Here is a 23,590-nt window from a genome sequence, read left to right on the forward strand (position 1 = left end):
ACGAAAAGATCATACGGCACGTCTCGTCTAGGGTTCTGTGGCTATCCTGAACGCATGGTGAACGTGCATCGCAGCGGCCCTGTGCGCAGCACCGCGGCCCGCGAGGCGATCCTCGCCGCCACGGCTCGGCTCTTCCACAACCAGGGCTACGACCGGCTCACGATCGAGGGCATCGCGAAAGAGGCCGGAGTCGGCAAGCAGACCATCTACCGCTGGTGGCCATCGCGGGGGGCTCTCATCGGCGAGTGCCTGGCCGAAGGGCTCCTGGTTCCGGTCGACTTCGTCGTGCCCGACACGGGAGACCTCTCCGCCGACGTCGAGACGTGGCTGCGCAGCGTCCTCGCGATCCTGGAGGAGCCGCAGGGCGGGGTGCTGCTGCGATCCCTCGTCGCCGCCGCCACCGAAGACGCCTCGGTCGGCGCGCACCTGGGCGAGAGCCTCGGCGTGGAGAAGTACCTCGTCGAGCGGCTGCGCGGCGGCATCCGGGATGGGCAGCTCGCCGACGACGCCCCGGTCGAGCAGCTCGGTCGCGCCATCCTCGGGGCGATCATCGTCGAGGCGCTCGGCCGCGAAGCCCACGACCCGGGCTCGGTCGTCGCCCTGACGCGCTTCCTCTTCCGCTGACGCCCGTCGCCTTGTCGCCGGCGTGGTTCCTGAGCGAGCGCCAGTGAGATGAAGGCTCAGCCGAGGAGGATCGTGAGCACGGTCGCGCCGCCGCCACCGAGGATCAGCGCCACGATGACCGTCCACGCCACGATGCGGATGCGCCGGTTGCGCTTCTCGCCGAGGTCGCCGTAGTCCTCGCTGAGGTTGTCGCTCATGCGTCCACCGGCTCCGTCACGGTCGGGCCGAAGTACGACGGCAGCGTGGCCTGCGAGCGCTCGCGCAGCTCGGCGGCCGACACGGTGAACACGTCCTGCACCTCGAGCTGCGGCTCGCTGTCGGTCACACCGATGCGCATCACCGGGTAGCCGCGGCCCTCGCACAGCCCGCGGAACTTCACGTCGTCCTCGCGGGGCACGGTCACGATCACGCGACCGGTCGACTCGGAGAACAGCGCGGTGGCGGCGTCCACCTCGTCGCGGTCCATGATCTCGGTGAGCCACACGCGGGCGCCGACGCCGAAGCGCATCACGCCCTCCGCGAGCGCCTGCGCCAGGCCGCCCTCGGACAGGTCGTGCGCGGACGAGATCAGCCACTCGTCGCGGGCCGCAGCGAGCAGGCCCGCGAGGCGCTTCTCACCCGCGAGGTCGACCTTCGGCGGGCGACCGCCGAGGTGCTGGTGCACGACCTCGGCCCACGCGGAGCCCGACAGCTCGGTCTGCGTGGTGCCGAGCAGGTAGATGTTCTGCCCCTCGTCCTGCCACCCCGACGGGATGCGGCGGGACACGTCGTCGATGATGCCGAGCACGCCGACGAGCGGGGTCGGGTGGATCGGCACGTCGCCGGTCTGGTTGTAGAACGAGACGTTGCCGCCGGTGACCGGGGTGCCCAGCTCGTAGCAGCCGTCGGCCAGACCGTCGACCGTCTGCCCGAACTGCCACATGACCTCGGGGTTCTCGGGGGAGCCGAAGTTGAGGCAGTCGGTGATCGCGGTGGGCGTGGCGCCCGTCACGGCCACGTTGCGGTAGGCCTCCGCGAGCGCGAGCTGCGCCCCCGCGTACGGGTCGAGCTGGCAGTAGCGGCCGTTGGCGTCGGTCGCGATGGAGAACCCGAGGCCCGACTCCTCGTCGACCCGGATCATGCCCGCGTCGTCGGGGAAGCTGAGGGCGGTGTTGCCGAGCACGTAGTAGTCGTACTGGTTGGTGATCCAGCGGGTGTCGGCGAGGTTCGGGCTCGCGACGAGCGACAGGAACTGCTCGCGCAGCGTCTCCGGGTCGTTGGCGCGCGGCAGGTTCTCGGCGGCGTCGGCCTGCAGGGCGTCGATCCAGGTGGGGTACGCGACCGGGCGGTCGTACACGGGGCCGTCGACGGCGACCGTGGACGGGTCGACGTCGACGATGCGCTCGCCCTGCCAGTCGATGATGAGACGCCCGTCGCCGGTGACCTCGCCCAGCACGGAGGTCTCGACCTCCCACTTGTCGACGACCTTCATGAACGCGTCGAGCTTCTCGGGCGCGACGATCGCCATCATGCGCTCCTGCGACTCCGACATGAGGATCTCCTCGGCCGTGAGCGTGGGGTCGCGCAGCAGCACGTTGTCGAGCGAGACGTGCATGCCGCTGTTGCCGTTGGCCGCGAGCTCGCTGGTCGCGCAGGAGATGCCGGCGGCGCCGAGGTCCTGGATCGCCTCGACCAGCTCGCCGCGGTACAGCTCCAGGCAGCACTCGATGAGCACCTTCTCGGCGAACGGGTCGCCCACCTGCACCGCGGGGCGCTTGGTGGGGCCCGTGGAGTCGAACGAGTCGGAGGCGAGGATGCTCGCCCCGCCGATGCCGTCGCCACCCGTGCGGGCGCCGAACAGCACGACCTTGTTGCCCACGCCGGTCGCGTTGGCGAGCTTGAGGTCTTCGTGGCGCAGCACGCCCACGGCGAGCGCGTTCACGAGCGGGTTCGCCTGGTACACCGAGTCGAAGACGGTCTCGCCGCCGATGTTCGGCAGGCCGAGGCAGTTGCCGTAGAAGCTGATGCCGCTCGTGACGCCGTGCACCACGCGGGCGGTGTCGGGGTGGTCGATCGCGCCGAAGCGCAGCGCGTCCATGACCGCGACCGGGCGGGCGCCCATCGAGATGATGTCGCGCACGATGCCGCCGACGCCGGTGGCCGCACCCTGGAACGGCTCGATGAAGCTCGGGTGGTTGTGCGACTCCGCCTTGAAGGTGACGGCCCAGCCCTCGCCGACGTCGATGACGCCCGCGTTCTGCCCCATGCCGACCATGAGGCGTTCCTTCATCTCGTCGGAGACCTTCTGGCCGAAGCGGCGCAGGTAGTTCTTGCTCGACTTGTAGGAGCAGTGCTCCGACCACATCACCGAGTACATCGCCAGCTCGCCCGAGGTGGGGCGGCGGCCGAGGATCTCCTTGATGCGCGCGTACTCGTCGTCCTTGAGCCCGAGCGCGCCGTACGGCTGCTCCTTCTCGGGCGTCGCGATCGCGTTCTCGACCGAGTCGGGGACGTGCTGGGGGGAAGGTGCAGAGGGGGTGGTCACGCGCACTCCAAGGGAAGGGGCCGGCGGGGCGTCTTCAGTCTACCGGCGCGGGTGAGGCGGCTCTCCCGCGAGGGTTGGGCGTCAGATGCGGGCGGTGAGGACGGAAGCGATGTCTCTCTTCGTGTGGAGCACGCGATGGACTCGCACGGTATCCGGATCGTCCGTGTACACGACGAGATAAGGATGGCTTCGAAGAGGGAAGGCGCGAATGTCGGGAATCTCGGTCACCAGCTCGAAGCGCGTCGATCCGAGCGCGCGATGCGCAGCCAGCCGGCTCATCGTCTGCTCGAGGTCGTCGATGAACGCGGTCGCGACGAGAGGCCCTGCTTCGCCGAGGTAGTACGTGACTGCGTCGTCGATGTCCTCATCGGCCCGCCTGGTGGTGACAACCCGCCCCACGATCACGCGTCGGCGGCGTCTGTGTGGACGCGGGCTCGAAGGCGATCGAAGTATGCCTGGTCAACCTCGGAGCCCGGTCCGGATGTCATCCCGTCGACGACCAGGGATCGCAACTGCTCGCGGGCCTGCTCATGGCGGATCAGTTCACGCATGAATTCACTGCTGTTGCTGTAGCCGCGCGCGGCCACCTGCATCTCGACGAAATCCTTCAGTGCGTCCGGAAGAGAGATGTTCATCGTGGCCATACCCCCACGCTAGTGCTGATGGCAAAGTTTGTCATGACACCAGGGAAGCTCATGATCGACGGCGATTCCGTCGTGCCGCGGGGCACCGACAGAGAAGGGGGAGAACTCGCGAGAACGTCTGGATCAGGAGGGCGGGTCCGCTGCCGTGGCGAACCGGGCCGCGAGCGTCTCCGCCGCCTCGCGCAGGGGTTCCGGTCCGACCACCGTGAAGGGCGCATCGAACCGGGCGACCGCGGCGAGCACGCCCACCCACGACCACGAACCCACCGTCACGCGGCAGCGCCCATCCGGCCGCTCCTCGACCTCGCCGTCGCCCACCCACGGCACCACCTCCCGCGCCGGAAGCGCGATCACGACCTCGCCGATGCGCGGCCAGCGGTCCTCCGTGGTCGAGCCCTTCGCCCGCGCCGCCAGGTGGTCGCGGCATCCTCCGCGGGAAGCGGTCGCGAGGGCGTGCTCTGCGGCCTCCGTCACATCGACGCCGCTCGCGCTCGCGCCCTGCAGTGCCATCGCGATCACGACCGCCTGCCTTCATTGGTCGGGAGGTTGACGACAGAAACCGACCGCTACCCCTGGCTGATAGCGACCTGCAACCACTCATCGAGGTCGCTTGCTAGTCGAGACTCGTTAAAGATGCCACTTTGAAGAATTGACGCCCTTAATAAGTCCTCGAGTAATTGCGGGTCACGCACCTTCGCTTTGTTCTTGATCTCATTACCAAATCGGCCGATGAGTAGCAGGGCGATATCGTGCCCATAAGCATATTGTCTGGCGTCATCGAACGTGGGCGAATCAAACGACGCAAATCCTGCGGCAATTTCGCCCGAAATGGTCCGCGTCGGATCCCACTCACCACCTCTGAACCCGCTGGCAGCAGAAGGATGCTCGATCCCCGGATTATGAAACCTAACTCTATAGAGGTCGATGACTGCCTCCTGTAAGGCGTCCACCACGGCGGTACCGGGGGGGAGATGGTTGCGAAGGAAACTCTCATTCAGGACGTCGAGGACTCGCGCGCTGAACCCATAACTTTCGACTGCTGGATAGTCCGTCCACCATAGAACATCGTTGGCATGTGAGGCTGCTAATTCTCCGCAGTCGAGGTCAGCGACGCAGCGAATCTGCGATCGACTATGCGGAAACTCTTCGGAAATCCACACAACGCGCTGGCGGGCTCCTTCGGTAAGCCCTCGGGACTCCAGATCTTGCCAGCTGGCCTCGACGCTATCCGCGGTAATTATGGTGAGATCCGAGATGAGTGCGGAGTCTTTGGCTTCCATCCATCGTGTGAAGAATATCTTGTCCGTGGGTCCCTCAACAAACAAGAAGCGCCGACCAGTGAGAGAACTCTCCTTAGCGAGTTCGTTAACCTTGGCGCGCGGAGCCGCGTTCATGACGGTACCGGGCTTGAGATGTCGTCAATATCTCCCAGTATCTGTACGGAGTGGGAAGCAACCACAAACTGCACCGAGCTTCCCTCGGTGCAACGGAGTAGCTCTCGGAGCAGGACTCGTTGCCATCGCAAACCCAGTGAAAGCTCGGGTTCATCTATGATTACTAGTGCGCCGGAAAAGCGCGCTAAGGTGGCATTGCTCATCAGAAGAAGCAAGTGCTTTTCCCCGCTTGAGAGGCTCTCGGGGTTCAAGACCTGGCCGTTCTGATCGACCAGTGAGATGCCGCGAAGCGCGCTGAACCGGAGCTCTTTGCGAGTGAGAAAACCATTGACCGACTGTACAAAGGTATCGATCAACTTCTGGGTGGCGGCGAGTCGGGCAATTTCATCATCGACGCTGGTAAGATATGGGTCGATTACGGTGTGCAGTTGGCGCAATCGCGTGTCATTTGTGCGGGTGGCCGTCAGGGCTTCGTATATGCCGTGAACCTGCCGGAGTGAAAGAAGGCCGTACTTCTCGTATGCAGTTCCCCTATCGATTATGTCGCTGCAACGGGTGATGAGATCCACGCGCGCTTCGGCCGCGAGGGGAGGGCTGGAGGTTCCGGCGAGAACACGATTAGTTATGTCGAGATAGACGCCCTGAGGAGACGCTTCGCTCTGGTCTCTGGAGATCCCGGCTATCGCCAGACGAGTAAACGCACTCTCGAGGTTGTCGAGGGACTCCCGAACACTCATTCGTCGGTGCAATCGAGCGGCGTGATCGCGCTGCTCTCGGAGGGTCTGGGGCTCGCTCGTGACTCTAGGAGCCTCCAGGCTCGACAGTACCGCCCGGTCATCTCCTACGAATAGAGTCGCAAGGTCCAGCCGCGCCACTAGCTCCTGGAATGCCCCGTATGCCGGGCGGCGTTGCCACGACCGGAGTGCGTACCGGCCATCGAGCTCTTCTGCACCCAGGGTAATCTCAACGCCTTGGTCAGGGGCCCCGGGGGGTGGAGTGATGCGGAACGTGAGCCCGAATACCGCCGCCTCTGCACTATTGGACATTTCGATCGCCCACCCAGAGCGCAGTTCAGCTCCAACCACCTGGATCGGGATCTCAGCTAGGGCTTGAAAGTGCTCGATACGTGCGTCGAGCAGATAGTAGAGCGCACGTAGGAAGTTCGTTTTTCCCATACCGTTTTCGGCGTAGATAACCCGAAGTCGGCTTTCTGGCGTGGTGGGAGAGTCGAAGTCGATCTCGTAGTCAAATTCGCCCAGCACGCGGCGACCCCATACGCGCCGCACCCCGTGGAGTTTCTTAGCTGACGGTTTCGGTGCAGGCGTGGAATCGACACTGAAGCTCATGGCGTCAGACTATCCGCTGTCGACGCAGGCGTATGCAGATTTGATGCCCCCGCCGATCGGCGAGGCGGCGGCCCGTCCGTGCGCGGCACCCGAAGTCTGCACCGAGCAAAGTGGAAATCGACGCCCACTCGTGTGAATCGTGGATTCCACGGCGGTCCGCGGGCAGCGGGCAGCAGAACGAAGGACCGCTCATGACTATCCCCACGTCCCGTCGCCTCAACTGCCCTGGCACGGTCTGGTAGCGCTCGACATCTACCGCGACGCGTTCGGAGGCGGAGCCACCGCCGCGACGTGCCGCCAGTTCAGCCTGCCCGAGGGATATGCCCGACTTCGACGACAGCGTGTTCGGACGGCTGGACGGGCCGGCCCGGCGAGCGGAGCAGGACATCCCGGCTAAGAAGAAGTCGATCCGACCGCGACGGCGGGCGCCACCATGCGCGTGAACGACACGGTGTTCATCGACCGCACGTCGTTTCAGTCGCTGCGCGGGGACTCCTTCGACGAGGTTGGGGACTACTAGCACCGGCTCGCGGACAAGTGCGTTGCTGATCCGTCGACCGTCGGCCCTCCGGCGTACGCCACCCGCCCGACTTCCATTTGCCGCGTCAGACCGGGGGCCACTGCGGGTGGCGGGCCACGGCCACGCGGGCGGAGAGGTCCGCGAGCACCGGGGAGCCCGTGCCCGCGGCGGCGTCCGCGTCGGACAGGCCCAGGGCGTCGGCGAGGCCGAGCGCGAGCAGGGCGTGCCCGGCGGCGCTCGGGTGGAACGCGTCGTCGAGCAGTCCCCACGGCATGTCCTCGTTGCCCGGACCGGTGCCCGCGGAGAACGCGGTGAAGGCGGCGTGCTGGTCGACCAGGATCACGCCCTCGGCCCCTGCGACGTCGCGGATCGCCTGCGCGAAGTCGCCGATGCGGGCGCGGTCGGGCGCATGGAGCAGGTCGACCGCGGGCGGGGTCTGCAGCACCGGCACGGCGCCGAGGTCGCGCACGCGTCGTACGAACTCCGCGATCGACCGTGCGAACGCGGACACCTCGATCACGGGGTCGAGCCACTGCGTGGTGCAGTCGTTCGTGCCGATCATGAGCGTCACCACGTCGGGCCGCCAGTGGGCCACGCGGCGCTCGAAGTCGTCGAGGATCAGGTCGGCGCGCCAGCCGGTGATGGCCGTGTTGATCACGGTGTCCTGCACGCGCCCGCGGTCGCCCCGGATCAGCTCGTGCAGGTGCTCGACGTAGTTCCTGGCGCCGCGGGTGTGGATGAGGCCGTGCGTGATCGAGTCGCCCGTGCACACCCAGGTGACCGGCGCCCCGGAGGCCAGGAGCCCCCGGAGCGCCGTGCGGTCGTCCGTCATCCGGTGACCTTGAGCTGCACGTCGATGAACCGCGGGCGGTAGATCGAGGCGTCGTCGTACACGTCGCCCACGTTGTCGAACGTGTTCACGTTGTACGACACCAGGATGCGGTTGCCCTGGCGCAGGTTCGGGTGCTCGTGCGCGTTGTAGGTGAACACGTCGGGGTCGCCGTAGCTGCCCAGCGCTCCGGTCTCGGGCGTGCGGTACAGCTCGACCGGGTCGGTGAACGGGCCGATCGGCGAGCACGAGGTGCGCGCGACGATGCGGGTGCTGAACAGCTCCGAGGTGTCCTGCGTCACGAGCAGGTAGCCGTCGCGGTAGGGCGCGACGCTGAACTCGTTCGCGACGTACGGCACCACGGGCACCGCGTCGGTCTCGGCGGCCGACCATCCGGTGCCGTTCCAGTACGTCCAGGTGCCCGTGAGGCCGTCGCGGTCCTGCACGCGGGCGACGTAGGCGGAGCGCACTCCACCCGGGTCGGCGATGCCGTAGACGTACGTCGTGCCGCGCTCCTCCAGCGTCCACGAGCCCCAGTTGATGCCCGTCGCGGAGGGGAGGTCGACGATCGACTCGAGCTGCAGCGTCTGCCCGTCGAGCGTGGCCAGCCGGTTCGCGGTCCACGCGAAGTCCCACTGGCCGGTGCCGGTGCGCGCGAACTGCAGCAGCGGCACCTGCACGGTCCCGTCGCGGCCGGGGGTCGGGTCGCCGATCCAGTACCACTTGCCGTCGGGCTCGGGCGGGATGATGCCGGCCGGGTCGTCGGGGGTGCCGCCGGTTATCGTGGTCAGGTTCCCCCGGCGGTCCTGCACCACCACGGAGTTGTTCACGAAGGGGGAGTCGGTGGGCCGCGAGCCGTCGGGGTTCACGGTGCCGAGGAACGTGTCGGAGAAGAACCATCCGGTCTTCCCCTTGCCGAGCGGCAGGGAGTAGGTGCTGTCGCCACCGGTCCATTCGCCTCCCGTGTTGCCGTAGGTGGTGAACGTGTCGGTGAGGCCCTGGTTCACGCTCGCGGTGGCGGTGAGCGTCTTGTCCACCAGGGAGCACTGGCCGGGGCCGCTGCCGTGTCCTCCGCCGGCGGGCACGGCGGCCGTCGCGGGTGCGGCGAACAGCGCTCCGGCGCCGAGGGCTGCGGCGGCGAGGCCTGCCGCGATCGTGCGTCTTCTCATATCGATCACTCCTTCGTGTTCGGGTGGTGCGGGGGTGGTGCGTCTGGGGGCCCGTCGTCTCGTCGGCGGCGCGGGCTCTCAAGAGAGCGGAGCGCGAGGAAGGGCGTCATCGGCCAGGGGTGCGGGTGATCCCTCCGGCCGCGTCGATGTCGTACGCGCGCTCGCCGACGCGCAGGCCGCGCAGCACGGCGTGCGGGTCGAGGGCGGCCACGCAGCCGGCCGCGCGCACCGTGCCGTCCGCGGCGACCGACACCCCGAACAGCGCCTCGATCACGAGCTCGATCCAGGCGCCCGACGACGAGCACGCCCAGTCGATGATGTACGGCAGCTGGGGTGGGGCCTTGCGGGCGCCGCCGTTGATGCCGGGCACCGCCTCGTCGACGAAGTGCGCCTGGCCCATCGGGCCCTGGTTCGCGGTGCGGGAGAGCCCCTCGACCCAGGCCGTCAGCACCTCGGGTGCTCCGAGGGCGGCGAGCGCGCGTCCGGCGTCGGCGGGCCAGGCGGGGTAGGCGCCGTTCCACTGGTGGTCGGGGCGCGGGCTGTAGCTGGCGTCGGGGTCCCAGGGCGAGAGCGCCCGCATCCAGTTGTCGGTCTGCAGCTCCCGCTGGAAGAACGCGACCATGTCGTCGCGCACGCCCGGGGTCAGGTCGTCGGCGATGGTGGTGCCGACGATGCTGAAGTCGTAGCAGTGGCGCACCGGCAGCAGCGTGCCGTCGGGTTGCCCGGCGGCGAAGATACCGGTCCCGGGGAGATACCGCTCGATCACCGCGGGCAGCAGCGCCTCGGCCTCGGCGCGCAGCTCGGCCGCGGCGGTCTCGTCTCCCTGCAGTGCGGCGAGGTCGGCGGCCGTGCGCATGCTCCACACGTTCGCGGCGTTGAGGCTCGCGACCTCGTGCGTGTAGGAGCTGACGCACTCCAGCAGGTTGTCGATCTCGCCGTAGTCGGCCAGCGCGGTGTCGCGCCGTAACTCCTTCCAGTTCGTCGCCCACTCCCGCACCGACCGGGCGACCGTCTGATCCCCCACGATCTCGTCGAGGAAGGCCACGTCGCCGGTGAACCGCACGTAGTCGTGCACGAGCCGGGTCATGGCGTAGTCGTTCACCGAGTACCAGCGGCCGACGGGGCCGCCCGTGAGCGAGGAGGTGCCGAAGTGCGAGTGGATGTCGAGGGAGATCCAGTGCCGCACCTGCGCCCGCATCTCGTCGGGGTCGAGCAGGGCGTGGCTGACGGAGCTGAGGCTGTAGTCCCAGATGAACGTGGTGGTGCCCCAGTAGTTCGGCATCAGCGTGTCGTACGACCGCCCGAGCACGTTGCCGGCGAAGTCGCGGCGGAACCAGATCACCCCGAGCACCGCCCACCAGTACAGGCGCCGCAGCGGCTCGGACGCGGTGTCGAGCAGCGGCAGGGCGCCCGAGAACTCGGTGTCGGCGGAGTCGAACGCGGCCCGCATCTGCCGGTTCCAGAACTCCTGCGCGGCGGTCAGGGCCGCGGGCACGTCGGCCGACACGAGCGCGTACGTGCGGGCGGCGTCGTCGCGCGAGAGGCCGAGCGCCTGCACGTAGGCCGTGCGGGAGACGGCGCCCGCCGGCACGGTGAGCACGGCCGACAGCTCGCCGCCGCGACCGTTGCCGCCGATGCCCGTGTCGAACGCGTCGGGCAGCTCGGCCACGCCGCTCAGCGCCGCGGATCCTCCGGTGAGGCCCTGCACGCTCCACGCCGCGGCATCGGCGGAGGCGAAGACGAGGCACTCGCCGTCGACCGTGGCGGTGTCGCGCTCGGAGGGCGACTCGGCGTCGAGCCAGGCGTCGGCGGAGCGGGTCACGCGTGCCGCGGCCGAGAGCCCGATGCGCACCTCGCGGTCGGTCGCTCCGGTGTTGCGCACCGCGATGTCGATCGCCACCGCCGTCCGCCCCGGCACGCACACGGTCGTCGTCTCGATCTCGAGCTCGCCCACGGTCGCCCGCCGCACCACCCGGTCGGGCCGCCACTCGTGCGTGACGGCGACGCCGTACGACGCGAACAGCCGGCCGTCGACGAACAGCACCGCGGTCTGCGTGAGCCCCTGCGACACGGGCGGGAACTGCACGGCGCTGAGTGCGGTGAGGTCGTGATCGACGCGCACCGTGCCGAGCATGTTCGTCAGGCCCGTGGGCGCGATCATGTCGTCGTAGTGATGCGTGACCGCATCGGCGACCAGATCCTCGACGGTGGGGATGAGGGGATTCATGATGCCTTTCGAGGCGGAGGGGGATCAGTACTGGCCGAGCGCGAGGCCCTTGGCGAAGAACCGCTGGGTGCAGAGGAACAGGATGACGGTGGGCAGCGACACCAGCACGGCCGCGGCGAGCACGACCGACATCTGCGCGCCGCCGTAGGTGCTCTGCATGCCCGACAGCGTGGTGATGATGGGGCGGATGTCGTCGGACTGGCTGAGCGTGAGGCCGAGCAGCAGGTCGTTCCACACGAACGTGGCCTGCAGGATGAAGATCGCGACCAGCGCGCTCGACGCCATCGGCAGGTACATCCGGGTGAAGATGCGCCAGGTGGTGGCGCCGTCGAGCACCGCGGCCTCGAACACGTTGTGCGCGACGCCGGTGAAGAAGTTGCGCATCACGAACGCCGAGAACGGCACCGAGATCACGGTGTAGATCATGATCATGCCGAGCCGGGTGTCGAAGAGCCCGGTGCGGGAGTAGGCGTCGAACAGGGGCAGCAGCACCATCTGCAGCGGGAACACCGTGCCGCCGAAGATCACGACGAACCACAGGAAGCCGCGCTTGAGGCGCAGGGCCACGATCGCGAAGCCGGCCGCCGCCCCCACGAGCACGGCGATGGTGGGCGACACGATCGAGTAGATGAGGGTGCTGACGATGCTGTCGCCGATGCCGGAGAGCTCGAGCGCTTGGCCGAAGTTCTCGAACAGGTGGAAGTCGGTGGGGATCCACGACTCCTTCGACGTGAAGGTGGTCGGGTCCTTCATGGCATTCACGACCAGCAGGTACGCGGGCAGCAGCCACACGATCCCGAGGACGACGAGCACGGCGGTGCGGATGATCTTCGACATCACATCTCCTTCTTCGGGGAGAGCTGCTGGCGCAGGTACAGCACCGACGCGACGAGGGTGATCACGGTCAGGAACACCGCGATCGCGGAGCCGAGGCCGTAGTCGCTGTTCACGAACGTCTCCTTGTACATCGTCAGCGCGAGGGTCTCGGAGACGGTGCCGGGTCCGCCCTTGGTCATGCCCCACACGATGTCGAAGGTCTTGAGGCTCGCGACGATCGAGAGCCCGACGACCACGGCGGTGAGCGGGCGCAGCATGGGCCACAGGATGCTCGTGAAGAGCCGGACGCCGCCGGCGCCGTCGATGCGCGCGGCCTCCAGGGGCTCCTTCGGGATGGCCTGGAGCCCGATCGTGAACAGCAGCGCGTTCACGCCGACGCCCTGCCACGACGAGGCGATGATCATCACGACGGTGTTGAGCGGGGCGTCGAGCAGCCACCGGGGCGGGTCGGTGATCCCGAACGCCGCGAGGGCCTGGTCGAGCGCGCCGCCCGAGGAGAGGATGAACGACCACACCACGCCGACGCCGATGCCGGAGAGGGCGTAGGGGATGAGGAACGGGAGGCGCAGCCAGATGCCCCCGCCGAGGTTCCAGGTGAGCAGCGCGATCGCCAGGCCGATGCCGACCGGGATGATCAGGGTGCCGATCACCCAGAGCACGGTGTTCATCGCGGAGCCCACGAAGTCGGCGTCGGTGAACATCTCGACGTAGTTGTCGAGCCCGATCCAGTCGGGGCTGCCGAGGCCGTTGTACGACGTGAAGCTGAGGAACACCGTCCACAGCAGCGGGAGGTAGAGCAGGACCGCCACCAGGATCACGCCCGGGGCGACGAAGCCCCGGGCGGACCACTGGTACGGCGTCTTCTGATGCGCCATCCGCTCGCTTACTCCTGCTCTGCCCAGTACTTGTCAGCCGTCGCCTGGATCTTCTCCAGGAACGGCATCGGGTCGCCCGGGTTGGCGTTGAAGGCGCCGAACTGCTCGATCGCGGTGGTCACGATCTCGGTGGGCATGGCCTCGAAGAACCGGTCGTAGAGGGAGTAGTCGTCGCCGGCGATCTGCTCGCCGAGCTCGGCCAGGGCGGGGTCGGCGACCTCGGCCTTCGGGTTGAACGCCACGTCGCCGTGGGCGTCGTTCCACGCGGTCTGCGCCTCGGGCGACATCCACCACTCGGCGTAGGCGAGTCCGAGGTCGCGCTGCTTCGAGTTCTCGGCCGTGCAGATCGGGCCGGACTCGACGGCCACCGGGGTGGTGTCGAGGTCGCCGTTCACCGCGGGGATCGCGAACATGCCGTAGTCGTCGGTGGTCATGCCGGCGCCTTCGAGGTTGCCGGCGAAGAACGTGCCGAAGTTGATCATGGCGTAGTCGCCCTGCTTGAGCCCGACCGCGGGGTCGGTGGTGCTGCCCGCGTCGCTGAACCAGCCGTTCTCCTGCTCCTCGAGCCACACGTTCATGACGTCGACGATCTCGGGGTCGGTGTACTTCACGTCGCCCGTGGTGAGCCCGGCGTACAGGTCGGGGTCGGTGGAGGCGACGAGGTGCTGGAACCACTGGAAGGTGAACAGCACGCTGGTCTGGTAGTACGGGGTGACCCCGGCGTCCTTCAGGGTCTCGGCGGCGGTGTTCAGCTCGTCCCACGTGGTGGGCACCTCGATGCCGTTGTCGGCGAAGGCGGCCTTGTTGTAGAACATGATCCAGTAGGCGATGTTCATGGGCACGCAGTACTGCTTGCCGTCGAACGTGTAGCTGTCGCGCAGGTCTTCGCTCACCCAGCCCTCGTCGACGGCCTTGCTCCAGATGTCGGTGGTCTCGGCCACCAGGCCCTCGTCGACCAGCTGCTTGAGCGAGTCGCCGGTGTGCCACGTGAACAGGCCGGGCGACTTGTCGGTGCGGAACGACTGCTTGATGAAGGCGTCGTACTGGTTGGCGTCGGAGTAGCCGGTGGTCTTGAGGGTGATGTCGACGGCGTCGCCGCTGACCTCGTTGAGCGACTCGAAGTCGGGCTTCCACGCCGCCTTGTCGGTGTAGAAGTTGAGCGTGCCGGTGACCTCTCCGCCCTCGGCGCCTCCGCCTCCGGAGTCGCCGGAGCAGCCGGCGAGAGCCAGGGTGCCGAGGAGGAGACCGGCCGCGGCGGCGGCGATCGTGCGTCGCGAAATCATTCAGAACTCCCTTGTTCGTGTTGGTATCGTTACCAGAAATCTGGTCTCACGATACCGAGGTGATGACGGCGGTGCAAGGGATTCCCGGGTGGGATCCTCGCGGTGATGTCTCGTGCTGTGTGTCGGGTGTCGATGTTCGTGTCGGGTGTCGGTGTTCAGTTGTCACCCGTGCGCGTGCCGCGCACGGAGGCCTTGACGGTCGCGAAGCGCGGGCTCCGCGAGTTCTCGGTGCGCTCGATCCGGTACGCGCCCACCGCGGCCGGCACGATGAAGGTCTCGGCGTAGTGGATCACGAAGGGCTCGAACGATGCGGTCGGGCTGACCACCCGCACCTCGTCGCCCTCCACCAGGTTGAGCACGTTGACCGTGCCCTCGGTGTCGTGATCGGCGCCCTGCGCGAACCAGTGCCGGCGCACCTCGATGAACTCCAGCTCGTGCAGTCCCGTGCGCTCCTCGGTGACCTCGTCATCGGTGTGCACGGTCTCGACGCGGTCGACCAGGTTCTCCATCACCCAGGTGGTGTCGCGGTCCCACTGGATGTTGCGGGCGCCGTGGTCGAGGTGCACGGGGCGGGGGATGCCGTCGAGGCCCACGCGGCCCCAGTCCCACAGCTTGAACGTGAAGATGAACGGCGTCGCCGAGATCTCCAGCACCATCGAATTCGATCCCGATGCGTGCACGGTGCCCGCGGGGATCAGGAAGTGGTCGTGCTTGCGGGCGGGGAACGAGTTGACGTACTTCTCGGCGGGGAACGGGTGCTCGCCGTCCTGCGCGGTCGCCAGATCCTGCAGCATCTCGGCGGGGTCGATGCCCTCCTTGGTGCCCAGGTACACGACCGCGTCGTCGCCGACGTCGAGCATGTAGTAGCTCTCGTCCTGCGTGTAGTGCATGCCGAACGTGTTCTGGATGTAGTCCGTCAGCGGATGCACCTGCAGGCTGAGGTTGCCGCCGTCCATCGTGTCGAGGAAGTCGAAGCGGATGGGGAACTCGGCCCCGAAGCGCGCGAACGTCTTGGCGCCGAGCAGATCGACCGGGCGGCTGAACACCAGGTCGAGCGCGGGCAGCTCGATCACGCCGCCGTCGCCCTCCAGCAGCAGCGAGTTCTCCTCGGGCACGCAGTCGAAGCACCACGCGTAGTTGTCCTTCGAGGGGTCGAGCCCGATGAGGTTCTTCATCCACTGCCCGCCCCACACGCCGGGGTCGAAGAACGGCACGACGCGGAACGGGCGGTGCGCCGCATCCTTCAGGGCCTGCCGGAAGGCGGTGCCCGTGATCATGCCCGCGTCGGGGGAGTCGGGGTGCGGTTCGGCCGGGGCGATCGCGTTGCCGTCGAGCACGAAGTCGAGCGTGTCGAACAGCGTGCGCTTGTGGCGGTCGGCCACCCGCCACTCCACGAAGAAACCGCGCTTGTACTTGCGCAGGTTGTCCTCGCCGGGGTTGTCGGCGCGCCAGTTCGTGGCCCCCTGGCGCTGCCGCAGCTGGATCTCCCAGCGGGCCATGTCGACCAGCACGGTCGCGGAGGCTCCGGCCAGACGGTCCTCGAGCAGCGCCGCGCCCCAGCCGACCACGACCGTCGGGGTTCCGGTGATCGCGGCCGCGAGGGCGTCGAGGCGCTCGGCGTCGTAGAAGTCGTCCAGGGTGAAGTGGCTCATGACGCCGAAGACCCGGTCGTCGGTGAGGTTCGGGGCGATCAGCCGCTCGACCTCGGCGACCGGACGCGCCGCGGTCTCCACGTCGGTGAGGGTCCAGGCGGGAAGGGCGGCCTCCACCTGGGCGGCGAGCGCGGGCACGTCGACGCCGGGGTAGGTGTCCACCAGCAGCACGGGCGCCGTGCCGGTCACGCGGGCGCGGGCCTCGGCGAGCTCGGCGGCGGCGGCCCACGCCTCGGCACCGCGCAGGATGCGCTCGCCCGGCGGCAGCGCCACGGTCGGCTGGGTGTCGTAGCGACCCCGGGTGGTGTGCCCTTCGTGCATGTCGCTGATCGGCGCGGTCACTGGTCCTCCTGCGGTGGTGCGGTGCGGGGTGCGGTCGTCGGCTCCGGGGTCCCCGATGGGGCCGGGCGCGACGAGGGGTTCGAGGGTGCGGGTGGGGCGGCGGTCCGGCTGGCCGTCGCGGCGTCGCGGGCGAGGACGCTGAGGCCGCGGGCGACCGAGAGCTCCGGCTCGGGCGGCACGACGAGGCGCGGGGGCGTGAGCGACGGCCACAGGTGTGCGCGCAGGTACTCGTCGACGGGCGTGCTGATCGCGGCGCCCGCGCGGAGGATGCCCCCGGAGAGGATCACCACGGCCGGGTCGTAGGAGTGCACGAGGCTCGTGACGACCGCGCCCCAGACGTGCAGGAAGCGGTCACGGAGCTCGGGGTGCGCGTCGGTCGTGAAGACCTCGGTCATGCTCACGCCCGCCGGCAGGGCGCGGGTGCTGGCGAGCGCCTCACCGCAGCCGATGTTGCCGCACGGGCAGGTGGGGCCGTCGAGGTCGACCGTGAGGTGTCCGCCGAGGATGCCTGCGTGACCCGTGCGGCCGCGGAGCGCGACCCCGTCAAGGAGGGCGGCCGTGCCGATGCCCGTGCCCAGTGTGACCAGCACGGCGTCGCGCTCGCCGAGGGCGCTGCCCGCGGAGGTCTCGCCGATCAGCGCCGCGCGGGCGTCGTTCTCCACCACGGCGGGCAGCCCGAACTCGGCGCGGGCCCAGGTGCCGAGGTCGAAGTCGCGGAGGAAGTCGTACTTGGCGTTCGCGTGCCGCATGCGCCCGGTCGCGGGGTCGACCACGCCGGGGACGGCGATGCCCACGGCGTCGGCCTCGGCGCCGAGTTCGCTCAGGAGACGGCGGGCGTCGAGGGCCGCGTCGGCGAGGTCGGCGGCGGTGCCGCGCACGGGGAGCAGGTTCGACGCGAGGACGCGGTCGCCGTCGATGACGGCCAGCTTGATCTCGGTTCCCCCGAAATCGATGCACAGCTCCATCCGGCCTCCTCGTCGATGATTGGTAACGTTATCAACGCGGCTGAGGAGTGTCAACCATCCGCGGCGAGGGGTGGTTCAGCGCACGCCGCGGAGCGACACCGGCAGCTCGACCTCGCGGGCGGGCGCCTCGCGATCGCCGCCGTCGAGACGGTCGAGCAGCAGGCGGGCGGCCGTGCGACCGAGCTCTCGCGGGTCGTGGTCGATCACGCTGATGGGCACGGGCGACAGCTCGGCGAGCTCGAAGTCGTCGAAGCTCAGCAGCTCGGGGAAGTCGGCCGGAGCACGAAGCCCCGTGGCGAGCTGTGTGCTGATCTCCTTGAGCGCGCCGATCGCGTTGCGGTTGTTGGCGCAGAAGATCGCCGTCGGCGGGTTCTTGGCCCGCAGCAGCGCGCGGGTGGCATCGCGCGCCTGCTCGACGGTCTGCTGGTTCGTGGCGACCAGGTGCGGGTCGACCCGGACGCCGCGCGTCTCCATCGCCCGCACGAACCCGGCATGGCGGCGCTCGCCGGTGAAGATCGACAGGGCGTTGCCGAGATAGCCGATGCGGGTGTGACCGCCGTCGATCAGGGCCGTCGTGCCGCGGAACGCTCCGTCTTCGTCGGCGAGCACCACGCTGTCGGCCGCGAGCCCGTCGATGCGGCGCGAGGCCAGCACCACCGGCACGCCCTGGTTCTGCGAGTGCGCGAGGTGCGTGGAGGTGGTGCTCGCGGGCACCACGATGAGTCCGTCGACGCGACGCCCGAGGAAGTCGCCGACGAGCTCGGCCTCGCGGGCGGCGTCCTCCGAGGTGTTGCCGAGCAGGATGCGGCGTCCGGTGAGGGCGGCCTCCTCCTCCACGCCGAGTGCGAAGGTGCTGTAGTACGGGTTGGCGATGTTGGTGATCGCGACGCCGATGAGTCCGCTGCTGTGACCCGGGCGGATGCTGCGGGCGTTCTCGTTGCGGTGATACCCGAGCTCGGCGACCGCGGCGAGCACCCGCTGCTGCACCTCGGGCTTCACGTTCACGCCGCCGGACAGCGTGCGTGACACCGTCATGGGGCTGACGCCCGCGCGCTGGGCGACCTCCTTCACGGTCGGCCGGTGCGCCCTCTCGCTCATTCCTGCCTCCGAGCCGTGGTGTCCGCGATCTGAAGGGAACGTTATCAGCGAAGCCGCGGGGCGGCGGTCAGGGTGCGCGAGGTCCGCCGTGGATCGGAGGAGTTGTGCGCGGATGCGGCCGGCGCCGTGGGCGGAAACACGGTGTCAAGGCCCTCTTCGCTGTCGGTCGCCCCACGTAGAAAGGAAGGACGACGAAAGGCAGGGGCATGGCCGCAGGTGACATCGAGACCTTCTCGCGCAACGGGATCTGGTTCAACCGCATCCAGGGCGAGTCGCACACGCTCGGGAGCAGCTTCGAGTCGATGGACGAGGCGGTGAAGGTCGGTCGCGGGGCGGCGGTCGCGCGACAGGTGCAGCACTTCGTGCGCACCGAGGAAGGGCCGTCCGAGGATGTCGCTCCGAACGAGGCGCACCCGCGAGACCTGATGTGGTGAACGCGCCGATGCTGCTGCAGGTGTGCGCGAACGGCGCGCGCGAGGTGGCGTCGCATCCCTGGCTGAGCGCCGACGAGACGGTGGTCGCGCAAGACGCCGCGGCGGCGCTCGAGGCCGGTGCGGTGGAGGTGCACGTGCACCCGAAGGATGCGTCGGGCCGCGATTCGCTCGACTCGCGGGACGTGCAGCGGTGGCTCGGGGCCGTCCGCGCGGCATGCCCCGGTGTGCCCGTGGGCGTGACGACCGGCGCGTGGGCGGAGCCCGACGTGTCGCGACGGCTCGCCGCGATCGAGTCGTGGACCGAGCTGCCCGACTACGCCTCGGTGAACTGGCACGAGGCGGGGGCCGATGAGGTGGCCGCCCTGCTGCGGCGTCGCGGGATCGGCGTGGAGGCGGGGATCTGGGACGCGGCGGGCCTGGAGGTGTGGCGGCACTCGCCGGTGCGCGGCGACTGTGTGCGGGTGCTCGTCGAGCTGCCCGACGAGGCGGCCGAGGTGGTGCGTGCGCACGCGGAGGGCCTGGTCGCGCACGTGGCCAAGGAGGAGCCCGACCTGCCGATCCTGCTGCACGGGGAGGAGCGGTCGGCTTGGGCCGCGCTCGACCTCGCCGTGGAGCTCGGCCTCGACACGCGGATCGGCCTGGAGGACGTGCTGCTGCTTCCCGACGGCACCGATGCCCCCGGCAACGCCGCCCTCGTCCGGGCGGCTCGCGCCCGCGGCGCCGGGGCGTGACCCCGCGCCCGGTGGCGGTTCAGGCCTCCCAGCCGCGCCAGTCCGGACGGTCGACGATGCAGAAGCGGTTGCCCTCGGGGTCTTCCATGATGATGTAGTCCGCGTCGTCGGGTCGGCCGTCCCAGTGCACCTCGCGCGCCCCGAGCCCGGCCAGTCGCCGGACCTCGGCGGCCTGGTCTTCGGCGTAGATGTCGAGGTGGATGCGCGGCGGCAGCACCCGCTCGGAGTGGTGGGCGTCGAGCGCGATGCACGGCGTCTCGGCATCGCGCGGTTTCAGCACGAGCCAGTCGTCCTCGGCGGGGTCGCGCTCCACATAGTCGAGGGCGGCTTTCCAGAACGCGGCCTGGGCCGGGAGGTCGTTCACGCGGATCACGATCGACACGATCTTCAGCATGCCCGGGAGTGTACGGGCAGCTCGGGAGGGAGGGACAGGGCCTTGCGGACCGATGCGGGTGCGCTCCGCGGACCCGGGCGGCGTGCGCGTCTGCGCGCGAGACTCCGCCTTCTCACCCCGTAGCCCGCACCCCGCACCCGCGCACCGCGGCTCACCACAACTCACATCACTCCTGCGGATCCCGCCACCGTCGCGTCCGTCCGCCCGAAGTCGCTCGTGAGCCACGCCTCCACCGACGCGAAGGGGAAGTCGCGCGGGGTGTGCGTGCCCGGAAGGATCCGCGCGTGCCGCATCCGGTCGAGGCGGAACAGCCGCCAGTCGTCGCGATCGAGGTCGAATGCCACGACGTACCACCGCGACGTCCGCCGCACGTGGCGGTGCGGCTCGATGGTCCGCGCGGAGGCGGTGCCGTGCTGGTCGGTGTAGTCGAAGGTGAGGCGCGAGCCCTGGGCGACCGCGTCGGCGAGGGTGCCGACGAGTGCCCAGTCCACGGCGGCCGTCTCCGGCTGGAGGATCTGCGTCGACAGGGCGGTGGCGGCGGCTCGGCGGCGCAGCGCGGGCGGCAGGGTCTGTTCGAGTTTGGCGCGGGCGACCGCGGGCGCGGGGTCGGCGGGGTCTCCGGTCTCGAGCACGAGCAGAGCCGTGATGATCGTGGTGACCTCGTCCGCGTCGAGCAGCAGCGGAGGGATGCGGGTGCCGGGGCGCAGGCGGTAGGCGGCGCCGGGTCCGGGTCGGGAGTGCACGTCGTAGCCGAGGTCGCGGAGGCGTTGCGCATCGCGGCGGACGGTCCGGGCACTCACCTCCAGGCGTGCGGCGAGCTCGGGCACGCTCCACTCGCCGCCGGTCTGCAGGAGGGACAGGAGACGGAGCGTGCGGTTCGACGGAGTGTCCACGCCTCCATGATCCAACGAGATACGGCCAGGATCAGGCCGTATCTGGTTCTAACGTAGGCGGACATCGAACGAGAGGATCCCTCATGCGCATCGCTGTCACGACCCCGAACGGCCATGTCGGCCGTCACCTGACGCGGATGCTGGTGCGCGCCGGCGTCCGTCCGCTCCTGCTCACGCGCACCCCCGATCGCATCGCGGCGGAGCTGCGGCCGCACGTCGAGATCGCCCGCGCCGACTCGCAGAACGCGGAGGAGGTGAGCGCCGCGACCCGGGGCGTGGACGCCCTGTACTGGGTGGATCCGTCGGTGATGTCGGAGGATCCGCTCGCCGACTACGCGCGGGCGACGGACGCCCTGGTGGGCGCGGTCGCGCGGAACGGCATCGGGCGGGTGGTGTTCCAGAGCAGCGTCGGTGCCGAGAAGCGTCACGGCGCGGGCGAGATCGACGGGCTCGCCGCGACCGAGGTGGCGCTCGACGCTCTGGGCATCGCTGTGACCCATCTGCGCTGCGGCTACTTCTTCAGCAACCTGCTGCTCGACGCGGAGTCGCTGCGGGCCGGGCGGCTGTCGACGGTGCTGCCGCTCGATTCGACGATGCCGTGGGTGGCGCCGCGCGACATCGCCGAGGTCGCCGCGCTCACCCTGCTCAACCGCGAGTGGAGCGGGCGGCGGGTGCAGGCGGTGCACGGGCCGGAGGATCTGAGCTGGGCGCAGGTCGCCGGCATCCTCACGCACGAGCTCGGCCGCGAGGTCACGGTGGAGCGCATCGCCGACGACGACCTGCGTCAGGGCCTGCAGGCTGCGGGCATGCCGGAGGCGATGGCGGAGGCCGTGTTGGGCATGTCCACCGGGCTGCGCGACGACTTCACCCCGGAGCAACCGCGCTCGCTCGTGACCACGACCCCCACGACCCTGCGGTCCTGGGTGCGGGACGAGCTCGTGGGGGTGGTGTAGCCGTCAGCGCACGAAGCCGTCCTGCACCCGACCCCCGGCACGGGCGAGCTCCTCGTCCGCGCGTGCCGCGAACGCGGTGAGGTCGCCGTGGAGCAGGGGTGCGGCGAGGCGCTCCGCGCGGGCGGGGTCCAGGTCGCGGAGCCGCCGCGGGAGGTACTTGCCCGTTCCGATCCAGTGCCGTTCGGTGAGCAGCACGAGCTCCGCGACCCGGGAGAACAGCGTCCAGGCGATGACGTTCCGCTCCAGCTCGTCGGTGGCGTCGCGCAGATCGTCGAGCAGGTCGGTGATCATGTAGCGCCGCAGCGCGAGCTCATGCTCGTCCATGGTCGGGCCGTCTGCGAGTCGCGCGCCCCACTCCTCGCGGAGGGCGGTGAGGGCCTGGCCGCCGCGCACCTCTTCGCCTTCGACGAGCATGTGGACGATGACGGGCCGGTGCTGATCGATCCCGCCGCGCGCCCATTCCCGGTAGCCGTCGTGCGTGTACGCGAACACCTCGAAGATCTCTCCCTCGAAGCGGTAGGTCGCGGCCAGGCTCGTCCCGCCGTTCGGAAACAGCGCGTCGCCGATCACGAGGAGGTCGATGTCGCTGGAGGCCGTCCGGTCGCCGCGGGCCGTGCTGCCGCCGATCACCGCGATCTCCGCCGCCGGGAACTCCCGCTCGATGAAGCGCTCACACAGGTCGAGGTACGTCATCCGGGCATCGTAACGACAGTGCACCTCGACCCGGGCGCAGGCCGCTCTCACCCGCCGCATCAGACCCGCGCCCGCACACGAGTAACGCCCCCGCCGTTCGGGTCGGCGGGGGCGTCGGTCTCACGCAGTCGCGTTACTGGACGGACCAGCCGCCGTCCGAGGCGAGGATGGCGCCGTTGATGTTCACGGCGTCGTCCGACAGCAGGAACGTGATCGACGCGGCCAGGTGCTCGGCGGTCGCGACGGTGGGGATGGCCTGCTGGAACGGGGCGAGGCGCCCGGAGCCGTACTCCGACATGTGCGGGGGCATCGGGATGCCGGTGGCGACACCGCCGGGGGCGACGGAGTTCACGCGGATGCCCTTCGGCCCGTACATGAAGGCGGCCGACTTGGTGACGCCGATGATGCCGTGCTTGCTGGCGGTGTAGGCGTTGCCCGAGGCGTTGCCGCGGAGGCCGGCCTCGCTCGAGACGTTGAGGATCGCGCCGTGTCCGGCCTTCTCCATCACGGGGATGACCGCGCGCATGAGCTTGAACGGGGCGGTGAGGTTGATCGCGATGACGCGGTCCCAGACCGCGTCGGGGGTCTCGCCCGCGGGGGAGAAGTCGTCGTTGATGCCGGCGACGTTGGCGAGGCCGTCGATGCGGTCGCCCGCGGCGGCGAGCACCGCGTCGATGGCCTCCTGCTTCGTGAGGTCGCCCGCGACCGTGACGATGTCGGCCTCCGGGAGCTCGGCCGTGAGGGCGTCGAGCTTCTCGGCGGCGATGTCGCTCGCGATCACGCGGCCGCCCTCGCGGGCGATGCGGGAGGCGGTGGCCTTGCCGATGCCGGAGGCGGCGCCCGTGACGATCACGGTCTTGCCGGCGAAGCGGCCCGCGGTGACCTTCTCGGTCCACCCCTCGGAGGCGTCGTCTTCGGGGATCTCGCCGTTGTTGGCGGCGCGCACCAGGTCGTCGACGACCGACTGCGGGAGCTGGCCCTGGCTCATGGCGACGAGCTGCTGCAGGGGCAGGCCGAGCACGGGGGTGAGGAGCTCGGGGTCGGCGCCCGTCTGCTCGAAGAGGCCCCGGATGAGCGGGCCGCCGGTCGGGTCGTTCATCCAGTCGCCGATGGTGGAGTGTGCGGTGAGGGCCATGCTCTTTCTCCTTGCTCGGGTTTCGCAA

Annotated in this window: 24 protein-coding genes; 4 read left to right on the forward strand and 20 right to left on the reverse strand. The window is 69.4% G+C overall.

Annotated features, from left to right (window positions below; genetic code table 11):
* Nucleotides 1–54: 54 nt before the first annotated feature.
* A complete protein-coding gene (locus KZC56_RS06355) occupies nt 55–624 on the forward strand; it encodes a TetR/AcrR family transcriptional regulator (protein ID WP_136031414.1) in 570 nt (189 codons plus the stop codon).
* Between the two features lie 56 nt (nt 625–680).
* Here KZC56_RS06355 and KZC56_RS06360 read toward each other — a convergent pair whose 3' ends face one another.
* The 16 genes from KZC56_RS06360 to KZC56_RS06435 form a co-directional block, all read right to left on the reverse strand.
* Nucleotides 681–821: a hypothetical protein gene (locus tag KZC56_RS06360; protein ID WP_168387183.1), complete on the reverse strand. Its 141-nt coding sequence runs from the start codon at nt 819–821 to the stop codon at nt 681–683.
* Entirely contained in the window at nt 818–3,148 is a 2,331-nt protein-coding gene (purL, locus tag KZC56_RS06365; RefSeq protein WP_247638130.1) for a phosphoribosylformylglycinamidine synthase subunit PurL, read from the reverse strand. The genes KZC56_RS06360 and purL overlap by 4 nt, the downstream gene beginning before the upstream one ends.
* Nucleotides 3,149–3,229: 81 nt before the next feature.
* Nucleotides 3,230–3,547: a type II toxin-antitoxin system RelE/ParE family toxin gene (locus tag KZC56_RS06370; protein ID WP_247638131.1), complete on the reverse strand. Its 318-nt coding sequence runs from the start codon at nt 3,545–3,547 to the stop codon at nt 3,230–3,232.
* Nucleotides 3,548–3,549: 2 nt separating this feature from the next.
* Nucleotides 3,550–3,792: a ribbon-helix-helix domain-containing protein gene (locus KZC56_RS06375; protein ID WP_247638132.1), complete on the reverse strand. Its 243-nt coding sequence runs from the start codon at nt 3,790–3,792 to the stop codon at nt 3,550–3,552.
* A 123-nt stretch (nt 3,793–3,915) separates the two neighbouring features.
* A complete protein-coding gene (locus KZC56_RS06380; RefSeq protein ID WP_372490603.1) occupies nt 3,916–4,302 on the reverse strand; it encodes a WCX domain-containing protein in 387 nt (128 codons plus the stop codon).
* Nucleotides 4,303–4,358: 56 nt separating this feature from the next.
* Nucleotides 4,359–5,072, reverse strand: a complete 714-nt coding sequence (locus tag KZC56_RS06385) for a hypothetical protein (RefSeq protein ID WP_247638134.1) — start codon at nt 5,070–5,072, stop codon at nt 4,359–4,361.
* Between the two features lie 110 nt (nt 5,073–5,182).
* The gene (locus tag KZC56_RS06390) at nt 5,183–6,532 is read right to left on the reverse strand and encodes an AAA family ATPase (protein ID WP_247638135.1); all 1,350 of its coding nucleotides are present in this window, start codon (nt 6,530–6,532) and stop codon (nt 5,183–5,185) included.
* Nucleotides 6,533–7,137: 605 nt separating this feature from the next.
* A complete protein-coding gene (locus KZC56_RS06395) occupies nt 7,138–7,884 on the reverse strand; it encodes an SGNH/GDSL hydrolase family protein (RefSeq protein ID WP_247638136.1) in 747 nt (248 codons plus the stop codon).
* The gene (locus KZC56_RS06400; RefSeq protein ID WP_168442824.1) at nt 7,881–9,050 is read right to left on the reverse strand and encodes a DUF5005 domain-containing protein; all 1,170 of its coding nucleotides are present in this window, start codon (nt 9,048–9,050) and stop codon (nt 7,881–7,883) included. Before KZC56_RS06400 ends, KZC56_RS06395 begins: the two co-directional genes overlap by 4 nt.
* 106 nt (nt 9,051–9,156) lie before the next feature.
* Nucleotides 9,157–11,277: a hypothetical protein gene (locus tag KZC56_RS06405; protein ID WP_247638137.1), complete on the reverse strand. Its 2,121-nt coding sequence runs from the start codon at nt 11,275–11,277 to the stop codon at nt 9,157–9,159.
* Between the two features lie 24 nt (nt 11,278–11,301).
* The gene (locus tag KZC56_RS06410; protein WP_136031434.1) at nt 11,302–12,114 is read right to left on the reverse strand and encodes a carbohydrate ABC transporter permease; all 813 of its coding nucleotides are present in this window, start codon (nt 12,112–12,114) and stop codon (nt 11,302–11,304) included.
* Nucleotides 12,114–12,989, reverse strand: a complete 876-nt coding sequence (locus KZC56_RS06415) for a carbohydrate ABC transporter permease (protein WP_136031436.1) — start codon at nt 12,987–12,989, stop codon at nt 12,114–12,116. The genes KZC56_RS06410 and KZC56_RS06415 overlap by 1 nt, the downstream gene beginning before the upstream one ends.
* A gap of 8 nt (nt 12,990–12,997) precedes the next feature.
* Nucleotides 12,998–14,272, reverse strand: coding sequence for an ABC transporter substrate-binding protein (locus tag KZC56_RS06420; RefSeq protein ID WP_136031438.1), 1,275 nt, complete (start codon nt 14,270–14,272; stop codon nt 12,998–13,000).
* Between the two features lie 155 nt (nt 14,273–14,427).
* Nucleotides 14,428–16,266 carry a class I mannose-6-phosphate isomerase gene (locus KZC56_RS06425; protein ID WP_136035855.1) on the reverse strand — a complete coding sequence of 613 codons (1,839 nt, stop codon included), beginning with the start codon at nt 16,264–16,266 and terminating at the stop codon, nt 14,428–14,430.
* Entirely contained in the window at nt 16,263–17,231 is a 969-nt protein-coding gene (locus KZC56_RS06430; protein WP_247638138.1) for an ROK family protein, read from the reverse strand. Before KZC56_RS06430 ends, KZC56_RS06425 begins: the two co-directional genes overlap by 4 nt.
* Nucleotides 17,232–17,306: 75 nt before the next feature.
* On the reverse strand, nt 17,307–18,329 hold the full coding sequence (locus KZC56_RS06435) for a LacI family DNA-binding transcriptional regulator (RefSeq protein ID WP_136045474.1): 1,023 nt from the start codon (nt 18,327–18,329) through the stop codon (nt 17,307–17,309).
* A 206-nt stretch (nt 18,330–18,535) separates the two neighbouring features.
* Between KZC56_RS06435 and KZC56_RS06440 the strand changes: the two genes are divergently transcribed.
* Together KZC56_RS06440 and KZC56_RS06445 are read left to right on the forward strand one after the other, a co-directional pair.
* Nucleotides 18,536–18,763 (forward strand): hypothetical protein, encoded by a 228-nt coding sequence (locus tag KZC56_RS06440; RefSeq protein WP_136034486.1) that lies wholly within the window; start codon nt 18,536–18,538, stop codon nt 18,761–18,763.
* Nucleotides 18,760–19,494: a 3-keto-5-aminohexanoate cleavage protein gene (locus KZC56_RS06445; RefSeq protein WP_247638139.1), complete on the forward strand. Its 735-nt coding sequence runs from the start codon at nt 18,760–18,762 to the stop codon at nt 19,492–19,494. The genes KZC56_RS06440 and KZC56_RS06445 overlap by 4 nt, the downstream gene beginning before the upstream one ends.
* 19 nt (nt 19,495–19,513) lie before the next feature.
* On the opposite strand, the gene KZC56_RS06450 is transcribed toward KZC56_RS06445, so the two are convergent.
* Entirely contained in the window at nt 19,514–19,888 is a 375-nt protein-coding gene (locus KZC56_RS06450) for a VOC family protein (RefSeq protein ID WP_136034484.1), read from the reverse strand.
* 161 nt (nt 19,889–20,049) lie between these two features.
* Entirely contained in the window at nt 20,050–20,781 is a 732-nt protein-coding gene (locus KZC56_RS06455) for a helix-turn-helix transcriptional regulator (protein WP_247638140.1), read from the reverse strand.
* An 83-nt stretch (nt 20,782–20,864) separates the two neighbouring features.
* On the opposite strand from KZC56_RS06455, the gene KZC56_RS06460 reads away from it, so the two are divergent.
* Nucleotides 20,865–21,734 carry an NmrA family NAD(P)-binding protein gene (locus KZC56_RS06460; protein WP_136037219.1) on the forward strand — a complete coding sequence of 290 codons (870 nt, stop codon included), beginning with the start codon at nt 20,865–20,867 and terminating at the stop codon, nt 21,732–21,734.
* A gap of 3 nt (nt 21,735–21,737) precedes the next feature.
* On the opposite strand, the gene KZC56_RS06465 is transcribed toward KZC56_RS06460, so the two are convergent.
* Both KZC56_RS06465 and KZC56_RS06470 read right to left on the reverse strand, forming a co-directional pair.
* Nucleotides 21,738–22,427 (reverse strand): nucleotidyltransferase domain-containing protein, encoded by a 690-nt coding sequence (locus tag KZC56_RS06465; RefSeq protein WP_168442894.1) that lies wholly within the window; start codon nt 22,425–22,427, stop codon nt 21,738–21,740.
* 133 nt (nt 22,428–22,560) lie between these two features.
* Entirely contained in the window at nt 22,561–23,562 is a 1,002-nt protein-coding gene (locus KZC56_RS06470; RefSeq protein WP_136045469.1) for an SDR family NAD(P)-dependent oxidoreductase, read from the reverse strand.
* Between the last annotated feature and the right edge of the window lie 28 nt (nt 23,563–23,590).

This window comes from Microbacterium sufflavum (assembly GCF_023091155.1).
GTDB classification, from domain to species: domain Bacteria; phylum Actinomycetota; class Actinomycetes; order Actinomycetales; family Microbacteriaceae; genus Microbacterium; species Microbacterium sufflavum.